Here is a 15,981-nt window from a genome sequence, read left to right on the forward strand (position 1 = left end):
GAACTCCCATGACTGTGCGCGTAGGAGTGATCGGAGCCGGCTGGATCGGCCAGGAACACATCCGCCGGCTCGCCGGGACCGTGACCGGCGCCCAGGTCACCGCGGTCACCGACATCGACGCCGCTCGCGCCGACGAGGCGGCGGCCAGGGTCGGCGCCCAGGTGTTCGCGAACGGCGCCGAGCTGATCGCGGCGGGCGACGTCGACGCGGTGCTTGTCACGTCCTGGGGCCCCACCCATGCCGAGCACGTGCTGAACGCGATAGCCGCCGGGAAGCCGGTGTTCTGCGAGAAGCCCCTCGCCACGAGCGCCGAGGACTGTCTGCGCATCGTCGAGGCCGAGCGGGCCCACGGCCGCCGCCTGGTGCAGGTCGGCTTCATGCGCCGCTTCGACGCCGGCTATCGGCAGATGAAGCAGGTCATCGACTCCGGCCGCATCGGCGAACCGCTCGTGGTGCACTGCGCCCACCGCAACCCGACCGTACCCGAGTCGTACCACACCGACATGGCCGCGCTCGACTCGGCGGTGCATGAGATCGACGTCCTGCGCTGGCTCCTCGACGACGAGATCGTCTCCACGCAGGTGGTCCTGCCGCGCGCCACGAGCAAGCGGTTCGCGCACCTGAAGGACCCGCAGATCATGCTCTTCGAGACCGCCAAGGGCGTCCGCATCGATCTCGAGGTCTTCGTCAACTGCCAGTACGGCTACGACATCCAGTGCGAGACCGTCGGCGAGGAGGGCCTCGTCCGGCTGCCCGACCCCGCCGCGGTCGGCGTGCGCACCGCGGGGCAGCACAGCTCGGAGGTGCTCACGGACTGGGTGGCCCGCTTCGCGGATGCCTTCGACACCGAGTTCCGCGAGTGGATCGCGGAGATCGCCGCCGGCAACGAGCCCACCGGTCCGTCCGCTTGGGACGGCTACGCCGCGACCGTCATCTCCAACGCCACGGTCGAGGCACGGCAGTCGGGCCGCATCGTCACCACGGACATGAAGCCCCGGCCCGCGTTCTACGGCGGCACCGCGTGAAGGCCGTCTGACAAGGGCGAACACCGCCGGCCGTCCGCTCTTGGAGCGGACGGCCGGCGTCTTTTCGCCGGTGGGCCGATCGGTACGGCGGACAGACCAGCACTGCGACGCACGAAACGTCGTGGTCACCGACGACAACCAGCGGACCTTCCGCGGCTGCGGGCTCGAACGAGGCTCGACGCCCGCCAGCAGGCTCCCTTGCGGGCCGTCGCATGTGCTCCATGCACGGCTTTCCGCACGCCAAAGCCGCCCAGGGCACCAGCCCTGGGCGGCTCTCTGCGCGGGAGGCCGCGCGACGATCAGGCGTCGGCCTGCAGCTGTGCCAACTCGGCTTCGAGGTCGGCCATGGCTTCGCCGCCGGCCATGAGGTCGGTGATCTCCTCCCGGGTGCGCTCGCCCTTGCGGAAGTCGTCGGCCTTCTGGCCGCGGATGAGGACGGCGAAGTGGTCGCCGACCATCATGGCGTGCCGGACGTTGTGGGTGACGAGGATGACCGCGACGCCCTTGGCACGGGCCTGCATGATGATCCGCAGGACGTGGGCGGCCTCCTTGACGCCGAGCGCCGCCGTGGGCTCGTCGAGGATGAGGACGTTGGCCCCGAAGTAGACGGCACGCGCGATGGCCAGGGCCTGGCGCTCACCGACGGAGAGGCTGCCCACGAGGCGGCCGCCGTCGGTGACGCGGGTGATGCCGAGGGACTGCATCTCACGTACGGCGATCTCGCCCGCCAGCTTCTTGTCGAACAGCTTGAACGGGCCCCAGCCCTTGGTGGGTTCGGCGCCGACGAAGAAGCAGCGCCCGACGCCCATCAGCGGGAACGTGCCACCGAACTGGTGCACGGTGGCGATGCCGCGTGTGCTGGCGTCGCGGGGGCTTTCGAAGACGATCGGTTCGCCGTTGACCTCGATGGTGCCGGTGGTGGGCTTGTGGAACCCGGATATGATCTTGATCAGGGTGGACTTGCCGGCGCCGTTGTCGCCGAGCAGGCACAGCACCTTCCCGGCGTTCACTTCGAGGGAGATGTCTTGGAGCGCGTTGGTGCCGAGGAACGACTTGCTGATGCCTTCCAGGCGCAGCACGGGTGGGGTCATGGTCAGGCCTTCTTCGCGGTGCGGGGCTTGTAGGACAGGGCGAGCCGACGGAACGTGTTGTTCATCAGGACGGCCGTGAGGATGAGGATGCCGAGGATCAGGCTGGCCCAGTCGGAGTTCCAACCGGTGTAGTAGATGCCCTGGTTGACGATGGCGAAGGTCAACGTCCCCAGCCCGACGCCGACGACGGATCCGTAGCCGCCGGTGAGCAGTACGCCGCCGATGACCACCGCGATGATGGAGTTGAAGACGAAGGACTGGCCGTTGGCGACCTGGGCGCCGTTGTAGAGGATGGTCTGGATCACGCCGACCAGGGCGGCGCCGAATCCGCTGCCCATGTACAGGGCGATCTTCACCCTGTTGACCGGGATGCCGGTGGCGCGGGCGCTTTCCTTGTCACCGCCGATGGCGAAGATCCAGTTGCCGTACTTCATCATCGTCAGCAGCACCGTGACGAGGGCCGCCATGCCGAGCCACCAGAAGATCGCGACCTCGAACTGGCCGCCGATCAGCTGCCCGAACATCCTCTTCGACAGCGGGTCGGGGCTGATGGGGACGCTCGTGGTGCCGGTCGTGACGCGCGACAGACCGAGGGTGAGACCGGCCATGCCGGACAGTGTGGCCAGCGTGACGATCAGTGAGTGAACGTTGGTGCGCGTGACGATGATCCCGTTGAGCAGCCCGGTCAGGAGCCCGAGTCCGAGCGCGCACAGGATGCCGACGATCATGGGAGCGCCCCAGTGGCCGGAGACGATGGCCAGCGTCATCGAGCTGCCGGCCAGCACCGAGCCCACGGACACGTCGAGCTCACCGGCGATCATCAGCAGTCCGACGGGGATGGCGATGATGCCGAGCTCGGCGGCGATGTTCAGCCAGCTCGCCGCGCCTGCCGGGGCCAGGAATTTCTCGCCTCCGAAGATCGCGAAGAAGACGAAGACGCTGATTGTTCCGATGAGCGCGCCGACCTCGGGACGATGTCGCAGTTGCCCCAGCGGGCTCTCGGACTGCTTCAGGGGAGCGACGGCGGTCTCTTTCTCGGCCGTCGTGTCGGGAAGTGAGGTTGTCATCGGAGTCGTGTCACCTTCGGAGAACTGGATGTGGTGCGAGGCGAAGCTCGAGGAGAAGAGGTGCCGGACCCGGGCCGGACCCGGCACCTGCGGGTGAATCAGCGAACGCCGGCCTTGGCACCGGCGATCGCCGCGTCGACGTTGTCCTCGGTGACCAGGAGCGGGCCGGTCAGGATCGGGTTCTGCGGCGGGAGCACGCCGTAGGACAGGTACTGGTTGGCGATCGACACGACGTAGAAGCCCTGGAGATAGGGCTGCTGGTCGATGGCGAACAGCTGGTTGCCGGCCTTGATCCGGTCGAGCTGGCTCTGCGAGAGGTCGAAGGTGCCGAGCTTGACCTTGTCACCGGCATTGGCCTGCTTGATCGCGGCGGCGGCGCTGTCGGCGTCCCCGACGCCGATCGTCACCACGGCGTCGATGCTGCTGTCCTGCAGCAGCGCGCCCTTGATCGCCTGTGTGACGGCGGACGGGTTGCCGAAGTTGGAGGAGGGCAGGGGGAGTTGCTTGGACGAGGAGCCCTTGCTCGTGGCGCCGTCCTTGATGCCCTTGCAGCGGGCCTCCTGGTTGGCCGAGCCGGGCACGGTGTTGACGCACAGGATGTTCTTGGCGCCGTCTTCGGCGAACTTGGCGCCGCCGGCCTTGCCCGCCTCGTAGTCGTCCGACCCGATGTACTTCACGGCGCCGACCCGCTTGGCCGCGTCGATGCCACCCGAGTTGTAGATGAACACCGGAATGCCCTTGGCGATGGCCTGCTTGATCGCGGAGTCCTGGTTCTCGGGCACCCAGTCCGGCACGAGGATCGCCGACGGGTTCTGCGATATGGCGGTCAAGGTCAGCTTGGCGACATCCGGGCCGAGGTTGTCGTAGTTCTGCGGGCCCAGGTAGGTGACCTTGCCGCCCCCCGTCTTCACCAACTTCGTCGCGTCCTCGACTCCGCGCTTGACCGCGGAGAAGAACGGGTCGTCGGACTTGCCGCCGATGACGTAGATGGAGTTCTTTCCGTTGCTCTGCGTGCCGGACGTCGATCCGCCCTCGGCGGGCTCCGTCGACTGCCCGGCGCTGTCGTCGGTGGCCTTGCCGCTGGCGCACCCGGTCAGCGCGGTCGCCGCCGCGGCGAGCACGCTCACCGCAACCAGGGCCCTTCTGGAGAGGCGACGGCCGAGCAGCGGCCGGCCGATCTGAGTGCGTTCCATGTGCTGGGGTGCTCCTTCGTGTGATGCCGGTCAGGGGCGTGACCGGGCCAGGCATTTCTCGGGGTGTGGCGGTGCGACGGTGGGTGCGCACGAACGGGCCGCGGGAATACGCGGGAAGACCGGCACGTCCGCAGCACCGGCTGTGCGCTTGGGCGGGCGTTGAGACGTCGGAGACCAGCAGAGCGGCTCGTCGCGGGGGTGTCCCGGCACCGATCACGGCAACGCCGGACTGAGTGGTGGATAGGGGTTCCGCGATCTTTTAAATCGCTTTAAGCGGTGGCCAGAGCATGCTTGTGTTTCGGAAACGTGTCAAGGGTCTGCTCACAAATGCACGCTGTGCCGTTGTCTGCCCGATGAAAAGCTGCAACGGCCACATATTTGCCGCCTGTGCTGCTGCGCCCCGCATTTGACGAGGCACGCCACGGCCACCTCGCACCGAGCGGCCCGACGCGATCAGTTCGGCTGCGCTGTGGTTCCCCGTACGACGAGGGAGGGGGCGAGGACGATCTCGCGGGGTGCGGTGCGGCCCTGGTCGAGGCGTTCGACGACAGCCGCCACGGCCTGACGGGCCTGTTCCTCGGCGTTCTGGCTGACGGTCGTCAGATTGAAGCAGCTCAGCCGGGACAGGGTGTCGTCGTCGTAGCCGACGACGGAGACGGTGCCAGGGACATCGACCCCGGCTCCCCGAAGGGCAGTGAGCAGGCCGATGGCGCTCCGGTCGTTGAATGCGACTACGGCGGTGGGCAGATCGCCGTCGTCGAGGAGGTGTCGACCTGCCTTCTCGCCGGCCTCCTCGGTGAGGTCCCCGTGGAGGATCCTGATCTGTTCGTCGAGACCATGGCGGCGCATGGCGGCCCGGTAGCCCCGGCGCCGGTCGGTGGCAATGACACCCTTGCCGCCGTCGACATGGGCGATCGCGCGGTGACCGAGGCCCACCAGATGGTCGACGATCTGGCCGACGCCGTCGTCGTCGGCGCTGCGTACGACGTCGAGATCGGCCCCGGCAATCCGGCGACCCACCGAGATGACCGGCGCCTTGCGGTCAAGGTCGGCGAGCACGGAGGCAGGGGCCACCGGGCCGAGGAGGATCAGCGCCTCGCAGCGGAAGGCCAGCAGCGTCTCGACGGCCGCGTTCTCGTCGCGGGTCCGGGTCTGGGTGCTCAGGACGAGGTCGTAGCCGACCTCCTCGGCGGCCGTGTGCAGGTGCTCGACCAGCTCGGCCTGGAAGGCGCTGTGGACGTCGATCATGACACCGAGCAGCCGGCTGCGTCTGCTGGCCAGGGCGCTGGCGGTGCGGTCGGGGCGGTAGCCGAGATCGGCGGCCGCCTTCAGGACGCGCTGCCGGGTGCGCTCGCTGGGGCCGGGCACGTTGCGCAGCACCAGCGACACGGAGGCCGTCGAGAGGCCAACGCGCGCGGCGACATCCTCCAGCCGGGGACGCTGAGTCGCGCCGTTGCCACCCGCGGGGGCAGCGGAGCCGCGCTCGTCCACACGACCTCCCGTGGATTTGTGGCAACACCCTTGACATCTGTCTGTGACGCCGCTGATAGTACCAGCACTTAAAGCGCTTTAATCGACCTGGCCGGCCAAACCCCGACAGGGCCCGGTTCGCTAGCGCTCGGTTCGCCCGTTCCCGACCGGGAGCGGTGCCCAGTCCGTCCCACGCCGCTAGCCACGGCGCCCCCGCCGGAGAGGAATCCCATGAGCACAAGGCCTATCGGGGTAGCTGTCATAGGAGCCGGAATGGCAGGCCGGGCCCACCTCAACGGCTACCGGCAGGCCGCGACTCTGTACGGCGCCGGGCTGCCCGAGGTGCGCCTGGTCGCCGTCGCAGACGCCCACGAGCCCTTCGCCCAGGACGCCGCCCGCCGCTACGGCTACCAGCGGGCCGAGATCGACTGGCGGGCGATCGTCGAGGCCGACGACATCGACGCGGTCAGCATCGTGGTCGCCAACCCCCTGCACCGCGAGATCGTCGAGGCCCTGCTGGCGGCGGGCAAGCACGTACTGTGCGAGAAGCCGCTCGCGCCGACCGTGGCCGACGCCGAAGCCATGGTGAGGGCCGCCGAGAGCACCGGCCTGGTGGCCGCGACCGGCTTCACCTTCCGCCGCTCCCCCGCCATCAACGCCATCCGGCAACAGGTGCGGGAAGGCTCACTCGGGCCCGTCCAACACTTCAACGGGCACTACTGGTGCGACTACGGGCACAACCCGGACGCACCGATGAGCTGGCGCTACCGGGGCGGACCCGGCTCCGGGGCACTGTCCGACATCGGCAGCCACCTCGTCGACCTCGGCGAATACTTCTGCGGTCCCGTGCAGAGCGTCCAGGGCGCCGTCCTGTCCACCCAGGTGGGCCGGCGGCCCGTGCCGCTGGGCACCGCCGTGGGGCACTCGGCCGACGTACAGGTGAGCCAGGAGCGTGAGCCGGTCGAGAACGAGGACATCGCCACCTTCACCGCGACCTTCGCCTCCGGCGCCGTCGGCACCTTCTCCGTCTCGCGCATCGCCCCAGGTCTGGCCAACTCCCTTGGCTTCGAGGTGTTCTCGAAGGGCGGCGCGGCGACCTTCGAACTGTCACGTCCGGCGGAATTCGCCATCGCCGACTCGGCGGCCTCCGCCCCCCTGGACGGCTACCGGCGGGTGGTGGCCGGCCCCGGCCACCCCTACATCGCCGGTGGCCTGCCCATGGACTTCCCCAGCGTCGGCCACGGCCAGCACGAGTTCTTCGTCTGGCAGGCCCGGGCCTTCCTGGAGCAGATCGCGGGCCTGGACCGGCTGCCGCCCTGCCCCACCCTCGCCGACGGGCTGCACAACCTACGCGTCATCGACGCGATCGTCGCCTCCGCCGACGCCGACGGCAAGGCCGTCACCGTCCAGTGACCCGCCCCGACCTGGCTCCCCCTCGCCGAACAGCTCCCCCAACAGTTCCCCAACAGCTCCCCGACAGAAGGAACTTCCATGAGGGTGGGTGCCTACCCGGCCGTCCTCCACAACACGCCCGTGACCGAGGCCTTCGCGGTGCTGCGCGAGCTCGGACAGACCGGCGCGGAGATCAACTCCGGCGGCTTCCTGCCCGCCCCGCACCTGCCCATCACCGACATCCGCGCCGGCCGGGCCGCGCGGGAGGAGTGCCTCGGGCGGTTCGCCGAGTACGGCGTCACGCTCACCGCGCTGAACTGCAACGGCGACCCGCTCCGCCCCGACCCCGAGGTTCCCGTCAAGCACGGCCAGGACGTGCGCGACGGTTCCCTCCCGCGTAACGCCGGCTTCAAGCACGCCCTGCCCAACGTGCTCCGGCATGAGGGCGCCTCCCACTCCGCGCCCACCGACAGCACCGCCTCCACCATCGAGAAGGCCTGAGGAAACACAAGATGAAGCTGGGACTTTACAACGCGATCCTGCACGACCGGCCGCTGCCGGACGCGATCAAAGTCATCGCCGATCTGGGCCTGACGGGCATCGAGATCAACACCGGTGGTTTCCTGCCGGCTGTGCATGTGCCGGCCTTCGACGACATCCTCGTCAGCGACGCCGCCCGGGACGACTTCCTCGGCCTCTTCGAGGGCACTGGCGTCTCCATCGCCGGCCTGAACGCCAACGGCAACCCGCTGCACCCGAACCCCTCCATCGGCGAGAAGCACGCCGAAGACATCCGCCGCTCCATCCGCCTGGCCGAGCGGCTCGGACAGCACCGTGTCGTGACCATGTCCGGCCTGCCCGGCGGGGAGCAAGGCGCATCCCGCCCGAACTGGATCGTCAACGCGTGGAACTCCGCGGCCCTGGACGTGCTCGACCACCAATGGAAGATCGTCGCGGACTTCTGGCGCGAGACCGACCGCCTCGCCCGTGACCACGACGTCAAGATCGCCCTGGAACTGCACCCGCAGAACGTCGTGTTCAACTCCGCCGACGTGCACAAGCTCATCGACCTCAGCGGCGCGACCAACGTGGGCGTCGAGCTGGATGCCTCCCACCTGTTCTGGCAGCAGATGGACCCCGTCAAGGTCGTCCGCCACCTGGGCGAGCTGATCTTCCATGCCGCCGCCAAGGACGTCCGCGTCAACCCCGGGCACGCCGCCCTCAACGGAGTGCTCGACAACAGCTTCCGACGCCTGTCGCCCGACGAGGCGCGCACCAACCTCGGCGGCGACGAATGGGCCAACGAGTGGCCCAAGGCGTCCTCCTGGGACTTCGTCGCCCTCGGCAAGGGGCACGACGTCGCCTACTGGACCGAGTTCCTGCGCGCCCTCCATGAGGTCGACCCGGACATGCTGGTCAACATCGAGCACGAGGACACCGAACTCGGTCCCGTCGAGGGCGTCGCCGTGGCCGCCGAAGTGCTCAAGGCAGCCGACGCAGCACTCAAGGAGTCGCTGCGGTCGTGATCGCGTGGGCCGGCTACCCCTACGAGGGCCGGGTCATCCTCGGCCGTCACCCGGAGCCGCTGCAAGAGGCCGTGGCCGGCTTTGACGCCGAGCGCGTGCAGGTGCTCGTTACCGACGTGACAGAGGCCGACGCGCTCAAGCACGCGGTGGCCGCGATCACCGAACGCTTCGGCCGCATCGACACCATCGCCGACTTCACCGCGAAGCGCACCCACTGACCCACAGCCATCCGTTACCCCCCGGGAACGGCTCCGCCGGCCCTCGCGCCCGAGCCGATGAGACCAAGGAGCACTCACCATGAAGATCGCCCTGGACCCGTACATGATCCGCAACGTCCCGCTGCTCGAACTGCCCGCCGTTGTGGCCGAGTTGGGCTACGAGTGGATCGAGCTGTCGCCGCGCGAGGACTTCATTCCGTTCTTCCGCCACCCGCGCGTCGACGACGGCACCGTCGCGAAGTTCCGCAAGGCCCTGGACTCCGCCGGGGTCGGCGTCTCCTCCGTCCTGCCTCTGTTCCGCTGGTCGGGACCGGACGAGGACGCCCGTCAGGCCGCCGTACGGTACTGGAAGCGCGCCATCCAGATCACCGCGGACCTCGGCGTCACCAGCATGATCTCCGAGTTGAACGGCCGCCCGGAGGACGCCGACCGCAGCGAGGCACAGTTCTGGAAGTCGCTGGAGGAACTGCTGCCGCTGTTCGAGCGCGAGGGCATCCACGTCGCACTGGAGCCGCATCCGGACGACTTCATCGAGAACGGTTACGACGCCATCAACTTCATCCGCGGCATCAACCACTCCAACGTCAGCTTCCTCTACTGCGCTCCGCACACCTTCCACATCGGCAACGATGCCGCCGGCATCATCGAGTACGCCGGGGACCTGCTCACGCACGTCCACCTGGCGGACGCCCTCGACCACACCGCATCCTCGGGCAACCGCTACATCCTCAACCCGCCCGGCACCCCGGCACGCATCCATCAACACCTGAACATGGGCGAGGGTGAGGTCGACTTCGACGAGCTCTTCCGCCAACTCAACGCACGCGGCTTCGACGGCACCCTCACCGCCTGCGTGTTCGCCTGGGAGGAGAAGGCAAAGGAATCCTCCGTGTTCATGCGGGAGAAGATCAACGAATACCTGGCCACCTGGAAGTGACTCTGCCGCGCCGCCAGTCGAGCGACACACCATGCCGAGCCCTACGGAACCGTCAGAACGATCATCGAGCCGGCAGCCGTGGGTCGCCATCACGCAGCCGTCACGTGTCACCCGAACGCATCCAGCGGGCCCGCCGTTTCCGGCAGACCCGCTGATGAACACCGTCGGGACGACAGGATTTGAACCTGCGACCCCTTGCCCCCCAGGCTGAGCACAAGGTCAGAGCCGTCCACACAGTCCAGGGAGTCCGGTAAACATCCAGGTCAGCGGCCTGGGAGGTGAGACGGTGCGAGTCGGTCCGTGAGAAATGTGTGAGACGCCCTCTCCCTATATATGGGGTCTGTCGCGTCACCAGAGCCTCGTAGAAGGCTGGTAGTCGTGCCGTTGATCTCCTTGAGCCATGAGGCGCGTAGCGCCCGGCCTAGTGGATCTACATGGGCGCAGATGTGGTCGTTGCGGGAGCGGAGGGGTTGGGTACGGGCAGGGTGAAGTCGAACTCAGCCAGTGAGCCTTTTCCAACCTGACCGGACGGGCGGGGAGTTGGGTGGGGCGGTGTCCGGACATGAACATGCTCCTGGTAAACGGATTCATGATCAAGTTCACCGTCCCGCCGGGAGCTTCCGCGTGCTTGTCCACCCGTCCGGCGTCGATGTGTCCACCTCGACCCTCCGCCACCTTTCCGCTCGCCTGCGGGCGTGCCGCCAGGAACGTGGAACACGCTGGCGTCGCGTGAGCGCGGGCCGCCAGGCCCTGCTCGTCCTCGCGCACCTGCGCTCCGGTCATACCTACGCCCAGCTCGCCGCCGGGTTCGGCGTCGGCACCACGACCGCCTACCGGTACGTCGCCGAGGCCATCGAAGTGCTGGCCTCCCTCGCACCGACCCTCGCCGAAGCGATGAAGACCGCCTCCACCAAGGCATTCGTGATCCTGGGCGGCACGCTGCTGCCCATCGACCGGATCGCCGCCGACCGGCCCTTCTATTCCGGGAAGCACAAGAAGCACGGCATGAACGTGCAGGTGATCACTGATCCTGCGGGGCGGCTGCTGTGGGCATCACTTGCGCCACCCGGCGCGGTCCACGACATCAAGGCCGCGCGCACCCACGGCATCGTCGACGCCCTGGAGAAGGCCGACGTGGAGTGCTGGGCCGAGAAGGGCTACCGCGGCGCCATACGGACGCCCTACTGGGGCCGCTGGGAGACGCTCTCCGCAGGACAACAAGCCGTCAACCGCTCGCACGCGAAGATCCGCGCGCTCGTTGAGCAGGCCATGGCCGCCCTCAAGACCTGGCGGCTCTTGCGTAAGCTGCGATGCTCCACCACCCGCATCACCAGCCTCGTCCAGGTCGTCGTCACCCTGCACCTGACCTGCTCAAACTGAGGTTTAAGACACCTCGGTTGCCTATCGATTCAACTGCAACTAACCTGGTTCCAGTTAATCGGTGGCGACGGCAGGAGCGGGAGATGGCGGGGCTCAGCAGTAGGAGCGCGGTCGCGATTCACGCGCTTGCGATGCTGGCGCACCGGCGTGAGGGCTCGCTGACGTCCGCGGAGATCGCGGACAGCCTTGAAAGCAATCCAGTCCTCGTGCGCCGCATCCTCGGCCGCTTGCGAGACGCCGACCTGGTGCGGTCCACCGAGGGCCGCGGGGGCGGCTGGTCCCTTGCTCGCACCCCCCGGGACATCACGCTCCATGACGCGTACGCCGCCGTCGAGGAGGGGCAGATCTTCTCGCGGCACACGCATCCGCCCAGCACGTCGTGCGAGGTCGGACGCACCATCGGCGACCTCCTCGACGTCGAGTTCCAGAGCGCGGAACGAGCCCTGGAGGAACGGCTCGGCAGGACGACGATCGCCGGCCTGCTGCAGCAGATTCTGGCCTCCGCCAACGAACCGAGGGATCACTGACCAAGCAGTGACGCACGCGCACCGAGCGTCATGACGCACGACCGAACTGTAACTGCCCGAGTTGCAGTTCATTCCCGGAGTGGCGCTCCGGGCCCTCCGGCTCCCGGTACCAGCGGCCGCACGGTCCATCCGCGAGCACCACGGCCCGAACACCTGCTCAGGACGCACCAGGAGTGAGAGCGATGCCCCAGGAATCCGAAGCAATCGCAAGCACCGAGGCCCGCGCCCCTGCGACCTTCGACCTCGTGATCAGTCGCGCACATGTCTTCGACGGCCGCCAGGCGCTCGCCGGTCTGTACGACGTCGCCATCGACGGCGGGGAGATCGCTTCCGTCTCGGCCGAGCCGCTCAGGGGTAGACAGGAGGTGGACGCCGCCGGAGGATGGGTCGTGCCGGGCCTGATCGACACGCATATCCACTTCTACGACGTGCGCGCGGTCTCCGATCCGCATTCGATGCGTGCCTTCGAGGAGAACGAGCTTCCCGGAAGGCTCGGGCTGTTCCTCGACCACGGGATCACCACCATCAAGTCGGTGGGCGATCCGACGGACGGAATCCTGGACACACGGGCCGAAATCGCGGCGGGCACGCTGTGGGGCCCGCGGCTGTTGGCGACCGGTTGCGGTATCACCGGACGCGACGGGCATCCCGCCGCCACTGTCTTCAGCGGCAACCCCTGGGCGCGCGAGCGCTTCACGGGAGAGGTCGAGAGCGTGCAGCAGATGCGCGACCTGGTGCACCACCTCGCCGACCGCAAGGTGGACGCGATCAAACTCCTGTCGGAAGGCGCCTGCGCACACTCCGGCGGGCCGGCATACCTCTGGCGGAATCCCGCTTTTCCGGATGGTGTCGAGTTGGCGCGGCTTCCCCTCGATCTTCTTCGGGCGGGAATCGAGACCGGGCACGAGCGGGGCCTTCGGGTCACCGTCCACACCACCCAGCAAGCCGCGGCACGCGAGGCGATCGAGGCGGGGGCGGACGGCCTGGAGCACGGTGTCACCGTCGAGCCCCTCACCGACCACTCGCTCATCGACCTGATGCTCGAACACGGCACCACCTACACGCCCACGCTCTGGATCGACGATGCCCACCCGGACGCCCGTGGCAATCTCAAGAAGGTCGCTGAGGCCGGCGTACACATCGCGCTGGGCAGCGACACCTTCAGCGGCCGGGGCCTCTTCGGAGCCAACACCCTCGAAGAGGCCGAACTCATGGTCGCGGCCGGGATGACGCCCACCCAGGTGCTGGCCGCGGCCACCAGCAGCGCGTCGCGGCAGTGTGTCCGCCCCGACCTCGGCACGGTGGCCCCAGGCAAGCGCGCCGACCTGCTCGTGCTGAACGCTGACCCCACCGCGGACATCGGCAACCTTCGCGACCTCAGCGTGGTGATCCTCAACGGCCGCCTCGCCGTCGACAAACGCTAGGAGTCGCGGGACGTCTTCCCACCGCTTCACCACAGCAGGGAGGAAACCACCCATAAGCACATCACCCACACGCTGACCACCCGCTTGGCCCAGCTCCAGGCACAACGCGACCTGGCCTGCTCGACCGACTGCGCCGACCGGGGAAACTGCCCGCGCTTCTTCCAGCCAGACGAAAGCTGACTCGCAGACAGGGCTGAGAATGCTCAGGCCCTGCGTCTCGGTGCATGAGCAAGACTCTGATCGACGAGAAGGCGGTGGCAGCAACGCAGGAGGCGTTCGCGTTCGGCCGCAAGACGAAGAAGAGGTGGATGTCGCACTCAACTGTCACGCCGACTGCAATACCGACACGGCAGGTTGGAAAAGGCTCAGTAGCTCAGCACTGGTCAACAATTCGATCCCACGCTCTCGTGATCGCTTGGCCAGCCGATGCTCGTTGGTGACTAGCGCGCACTGCTCAAACCGAGCTGTCGCTGCAATCAATGCGTCCCGCGTGTGCCTGATGCTCTTCGAGCGCATCAGCTCGAAGTCATCGCTCTCGTCGCTCACGCGGCAGAAGTTGACTCGTGAGTAATCGACCGCAGTGGCTCCCGTGGGCACGAACTCGCCCAGGGACACGAGAAGTAGCAGGAGACCAAATCGCCGATCAAGGTCCGGTACCTCGGCTAGCTCGTCGATGTTCACGTGCGTATAGAGGATCCTGAGCACGTCTGCGGCTCACTGCTGCCTCAAGCGCCTCGTAGGCGCCGGGTATGTCGACCAACGGGTCGACGGCGTCTGAATCAAAGACGACTTGTCGCATGGGCCAGGAGGGTATACCTGCCGGTAGCGGATATCACAAGGTTGCTGCTGTCCAGCGGCCTCAGGGGGACGCGAGTGATGATGTTCTGGCGCAAGCGGGACAGGAAGAAACGACTTACATCTATCGGCGGGTCGCTGACCGGTGTGTCCATGAACTGGGAGGTTGTGCGGACCGACCGAGCGCGGGCACGAGAGGTTCTGCATCGTTTGGAAGATCACCGGATGCTCTACGATCCGTATGAGGCAGAGTACGTGGAGCAAGTCGTGGAGTCTGCCGAGCGCTTGCGTTCCTACCTGGGCGAGCAAATTCCGCAGTGTGAAACTGTCGAGCTACGTGATCATCTTCGGAAGATCCAGGCAGCTGTACGGGCGTTGTTGACCAACTTGGACAGCAGACGGGCACGTCGTCGAAACGAAGGTCCCTGGCGGGTAGTGGGTCGGCTGCGAGTAGGAGTGGGCTCTGCGGTGGAGGATATCTCGCACGTCTTCGAGCTTCCCGTGGATGGAGATCTATTGCGGATCGTCGAAGAGGGTCGCCGGGCGAGCACCTGGACCTCGTAGATCCCGTCCCAGGGAGTTATCCCGATCCTGGTTGCCGGTGGCGCCATGGCTCGCCCTATGCCGGCCAAGGATCACCGGAGGATCTCGCCGTCGTTCAAGTACACCTCGGGTACCCACTCGGCGAGTGGGTCCTCAGCCTCAATCATCAGGCCGTGGCCAACCGTTCGGAGCTGGACACGTATCTCCGCCGGTGACTCTTCGCGAAGCGTGAGACCCAGGAGTGCGCCGTGGATCAGCTCTGCGACGACGAGTTGCGCGTCGTTGAGGAGGTGAATGCGTCCCCATGACCTAAGGGCATCCTCTGTGAGCTCGCGCGCTCTTTAGGGGCTAACACAATGAGGTGGATCGCTCCTGGTTGCCGTGTCTGGGGCGGTAGTTGAGCGTTCGGTTCGGTGTGGGGACGTCACCGTGGATCGTGTCGGATGAACTGTGGGACCGCGTTGAACCGCTGCTGCCGCAGCGTGAGCGCAGGTTCCGGTATCCCGGCCGCAAGGCATTCCCGGACCGGGAAGTGCTGTGCGGGATCCTGTACGTACTGCACACCGGGATCCAGTGGGAGTACCTGCCGCAGGGCCTCGGTTTCGGCTCGGGCATGACGTGCTGGCGGCGGGACTGGAACGAGGCCGGGGTGTGGCAGCGGCTGCACGAGGTCCTGCTCGCCGAACTGAACGCGGCCTCACGGCTGGACTGGTCGCGCTGCGTGGTCGACTCCTCCCACGTCAGGGCGCTAAGACGGGGATCCACACGGGCCCCTCGCCGGTCGACCGCGGCCGGGCCGGCTCGAAGCATCACCTGATCACCGACGGGCACGGCACCCCGCTCGCGGTCCTGCTGACCGGGGGCAACCGCAACGACGTCACTCAGCTGCGACCGCTGCTCGACGCGATCCCACCGGTCCGCGGCCGGGTCGGCCGTCCCCGCCATAAGCCGGACTCGCTGTTCGCCGACCGCGGCTACGACCACGACATCTACCGCGATCAGGTCCGCGCCCGCGGCATCGTGCCCGCGATCGCCCGCCGCGGCACCCTGCACGGCACCGGCCTGGGCACCTACCGCTGGGTCGTCGAGAGGAGTTTTGCCTGGCTGCACGGCTTCCGACGCCTACGCATCCGCTGGGAACGCCGGGCCGACATCCACGAAGCGTTCCTCAAAATCGCCTGCTGCCTCATCACCCACCGACAACTCGGTTCGCTCTGCTAGCTGTTGCTGCTGTCCATGTAGAGGCAGAAGGGATGACCAGCCGGGTCGAGCATCACTCTGACGTTTTCCTGCGGCTGGTGGCCGGATTCCCGCGCGCCGAGTTCGAGTGCGTGCACCACGGCCGCCTGCAGATCGACGACCTCGAAGTCGAGGTGCATCGTGATCCGCTGAG

General features: G+C 67.5%; 16 protein-coding genes. 10 read left to right on the forward strand and 6 right to left on the reverse strand.

The features are described from left to right. Positions 1-8: 8 nt before the first annotated feature. Complete coding sequence (locus KCH87_RS46160) at positions 9-1,025, forward strand: Gfo/Idh/MocA family protein (protein ID WP_210593977.1); 1,017 nt, start codon at positions 9-11, stop codon at positions 1,023-1,025. A 299-nt stretch (positions 1,026-1,324) separates the two neighbouring features. Here KCH87_RS46160 and KCH87_RS46165 read toward each other — a convergent pair whose 3' ends face one another. From KCH87_RS46165 to KCH87_RS46180, 4 genes are all read right to left on the reverse strand, one after another. Next, positions 1,325-2,116 carry an ATP-binding cassette domain-containing protein gene (locus KCH87_RS46165; protein WP_210593978.1) on the reverse strand — a complete coding sequence of 264 codons (792 nt, stop codon included), beginning with the start codon at positions 2,114-2,116 and terminating at the stop codon, positions 1,325-1,327. Positions 2,117-2,118: 2 nt separating this feature from the next. Then, positions 2,119-3,183: an ABC transporter permease gene (locus tag KCH87_RS46170; RefSeq protein WP_210593979.1), complete on the reverse strand. Its 1,065-nt coding sequence runs from the start codon at positions 3,181-3,183 to the stop codon at positions 2,119-2,121. Between the two features lie 98 nt (positions 3,184-3,281). Further along, entirely contained in the window at positions 3,282-4,376 is a 1,095-nt protein-coding gene (locus KCH87_RS46175; protein WP_210593980.1) for a sugar ABC transporter substrate-binding protein, read from the reverse strand. A gap of 453 nt (positions 4,377-4,829) precedes the next feature. After that, positions 4,830-5,867, reverse strand: a complete 1,038-nt coding sequence (locus KCH87_RS46180) for a LacI family DNA-binding transcriptional regulator (RefSeq protein WP_210593981.1) — start codon at positions 5,865-5,867, stop codon at positions 4,830-4,832. Between the two features lie 210 nt (positions 5,868-6,077). Between KCH87_RS46180 and KCH87_RS46185 the strand changes: the two genes are divergently transcribed. From KCH87_RS46185 to KCH87_RS46220, 8 genes are all read left to right on the forward strand, one after another. Further along, positions 6,078-7,259, forward strand: coding sequence for a Gfo/Idh/MocA family protein (locus tag KCH87_RS46185; RefSeq protein WP_210593982.1), 1,182 nt, complete (start codon positions 6,078-6,080; stop codon positions 7,257-7,259). A 78-nt stretch (positions 7,260-7,337) separates the two neighbouring features. Further along, positions 7,338-7,739, forward strand: a complete 402-nt coding sequence (locus KCH87_RS46190) for a hypothetical protein (protein ID WP_210593983.1) — start codon at positions 7,338-7,340, stop codon at positions 7,737-7,739. A gap of 11 nt (positions 7,740-7,750) precedes the next feature. Beyond that, positions 7,751-8,764, forward strand: a complete 1,014-nt coding sequence (locus tag KCH87_RS46195; RefSeq protein ID WP_210593984.1) for a sugar phosphate isomerase/epimerase — start codon at positions 7,751-7,753, stop codon at positions 8,762-8,764. Then, positions 8,761-8,982 carry a hypothetical protein gene (locus KCH87_RS46200; protein WP_210593985.1) on the forward strand — a complete coding sequence of 74 codons (222 nt, stop codon included), beginning with the start codon at positions 8,761-8,763 and terminating at the stop codon, positions 8,980-8,982. Before KCH87_RS46195 ends, KCH87_RS46200 begins: the two co-directional genes overlap by 4 nt. Positions 8,983-9,061: 79 nt before the next feature. Continuing rightward, positions 9,062-9,919, forward strand: a complete 858-nt coding sequence (locus KCH87_RS46205) for a sugar phosphate isomerase/epimerase (protein ID WP_210593986.1) — start codon at positions 9,062-9,064, stop codon at positions 9,917-9,919. 624 nt (positions 9,920-10,543) lie between these two features. Further along, the gene (locus KCH87_RS46210; RefSeq protein WP_210593987.1) at positions 10,544-11,299 is read left to right on the forward strand and encodes a transposase family protein; all 756 of its coding nucleotides are present in this window, start codon (positions 10,544-10,546) and stop codon (positions 11,297-11,299) included. Between the two features lie 83 nt (positions 11,300-11,382). After that, positions 11,383-11,826 carry an Rrf2 family transcriptional regulator gene (locus KCH87_RS46215; protein WP_210593988.1) on the forward strand — a complete coding sequence of 148 codons (444 nt, stop codon included), beginning with the start codon at positions 11,383-11,385 and terminating at the stop codon, positions 11,824-11,826. Between the two features lie 182 nt (positions 11,827-12,008). Then, positions 12,009-13,250, forward strand: coding sequence for an amidohydrolase family protein (locus KCH87_RS46220; protein ID WP_210593989.1), 1,242 nt, complete (start codon positions 12,009-12,011; stop codon positions 13,248-13,250). A gap of 324 nt (positions 13,251-13,574) precedes the next feature. Here KCH87_RS46220 and KCH87_RS46225 read toward each other — a convergent pair whose 3' ends face one another. After that, the gene (locus KCH87_RS46225) at positions 13,575-13,931 is read right to left on the reverse strand and encodes a hypothetical protein (protein ID WP_210593990.1); all 357 of its coding nucleotides are present in this window, start codon (positions 13,929-13,931) and stop codon (positions 13,575-13,577) included. Between the two features lie 1,072 nt (positions 13,932-15,003). Here KCH87_RS46225 and KCH87_RS46230 point away from each other — a divergent pair. Beyond that, a protein-coding gene (locus tag KCH87_RS46230) for an IS5 family transposase (RefSeq protein WP_308299081.1) occupies positions 15,004-15,809 on the forward strand; the annotation gives its coding sequence in 2 pieces (ribosomal slippage) (positions 15,004-15,321 and positions 15,324-15,809; 804 coding nt in all). Here the strand turns inward: KCH87_RS46230 and KCH87_RS46235 are convergent. Then, on the reverse strand, positions 15,806-15,967 hold the full coding sequence (locus tag KCH87_RS46235) for a VOC family protein (RefSeq protein WP_247197847.1): 162 nt from the start codon (positions 15,965-15,967) through the stop codon (positions 15,806-15,808). The genes KCH87_RS46230 and KCH87_RS46235 overlap by 4 nt on opposite strands. Between the last annotated feature and the right edge of the window lie 14 nt (positions 15,968-15,981).

Source organism: Streptomyces sp. GESEQ-35 (assembly GCF_017948485.1).
Lineage (GTDB): Bacteria > Actinomycetota > Actinomycetes > Streptomycetales > Streptomycetaceae > Streptomyces.

What these genes read in the sequence shown, in the direction of transcription:
- KCH87_RS46160 (WP_210593977.1), top strand. Translation starts at nt 9, where the DNA reads ATGACTGTGCGCGTAGGAGTGATCGGAGCCGGCTGGATCGGCCAGGAA.
- KCH87_RS46165 (WP_210593978.1), bottom strand. Translation starts at nt 2,116, where the DNA reads ATGACCCCACCCGTGCTGCGCCTGGAAGGCATCAGCAAGTCGTTCCTC.
- KCH87_RS46170 (WP_210593979.1), bottom strand. Translation starts at nt 3,183, where the DNA reads ATGACAACCTCACTTCCCGACACGACGGCCGAGAAAGAGACCGCCGTC.
- KCH87_RS46175 (WP_210593980.1), bottom strand. Translation starts at nt 4,376, where the DNA reads ATGGAACGCACTCAGATCGGCCGGCCGCTGCTCGGCCGTCGCCTCTCC.
- KCH87_RS46185 (WP_210593982.1), top strand. Translation starts at nt 6,078, where the DNA reads ATGAGCACAAGGCCTATCGGGGTAGCTGTCATAGGAGCCGGAATGGCA.
- KCH87_RS46190 (WP_210593983.1), top strand. Translation starts at nt 7,338, where the DNA reads ATGAGGGTGGGTGCCTACCCGGCCGTCCTCCACAACACGCCCGTGACC.
- KCH87_RS46195 (WP_210593984.1), top strand. Translation starts at nt 7,751, where the DNA reads ATGAAGCTGGGACTTTACAACGCGATCCTGCACGACCGGCCGCTGCCG.
- KCH87_RS46205 (WP_210593986.1), top strand. Translation starts at nt 9,062, where the DNA reads ATGAAGATCGCCCTGGACCCGTACATGATCCGCAACGTCCCGCTGCTC.
- KCH87_RS46215 (WP_210593988.1), top strand. Translation starts at nt 11,383, where the DNA reads ATGGCGGGGCTCAGCAGTAGGAGCGCGGTCGCGATTCACGCGCTTGCG.
- KCH87_RS46220 (WP_210593989.1), top strand. Translation starts at nt 12,009, where the DNA reads ATGCCCCAGGAATCCGAAGCAATCGCAAGCACCGAGGCCCGCGCCCCT.
- KCH87_RS46235 (WP_247197847.1), bottom strand. Translation starts at nt 15,967, where the DNA reads ATGCACCTCGACTTCGAGGTCGTCGATCTGCAGGCGGCCGTGGTGCAC.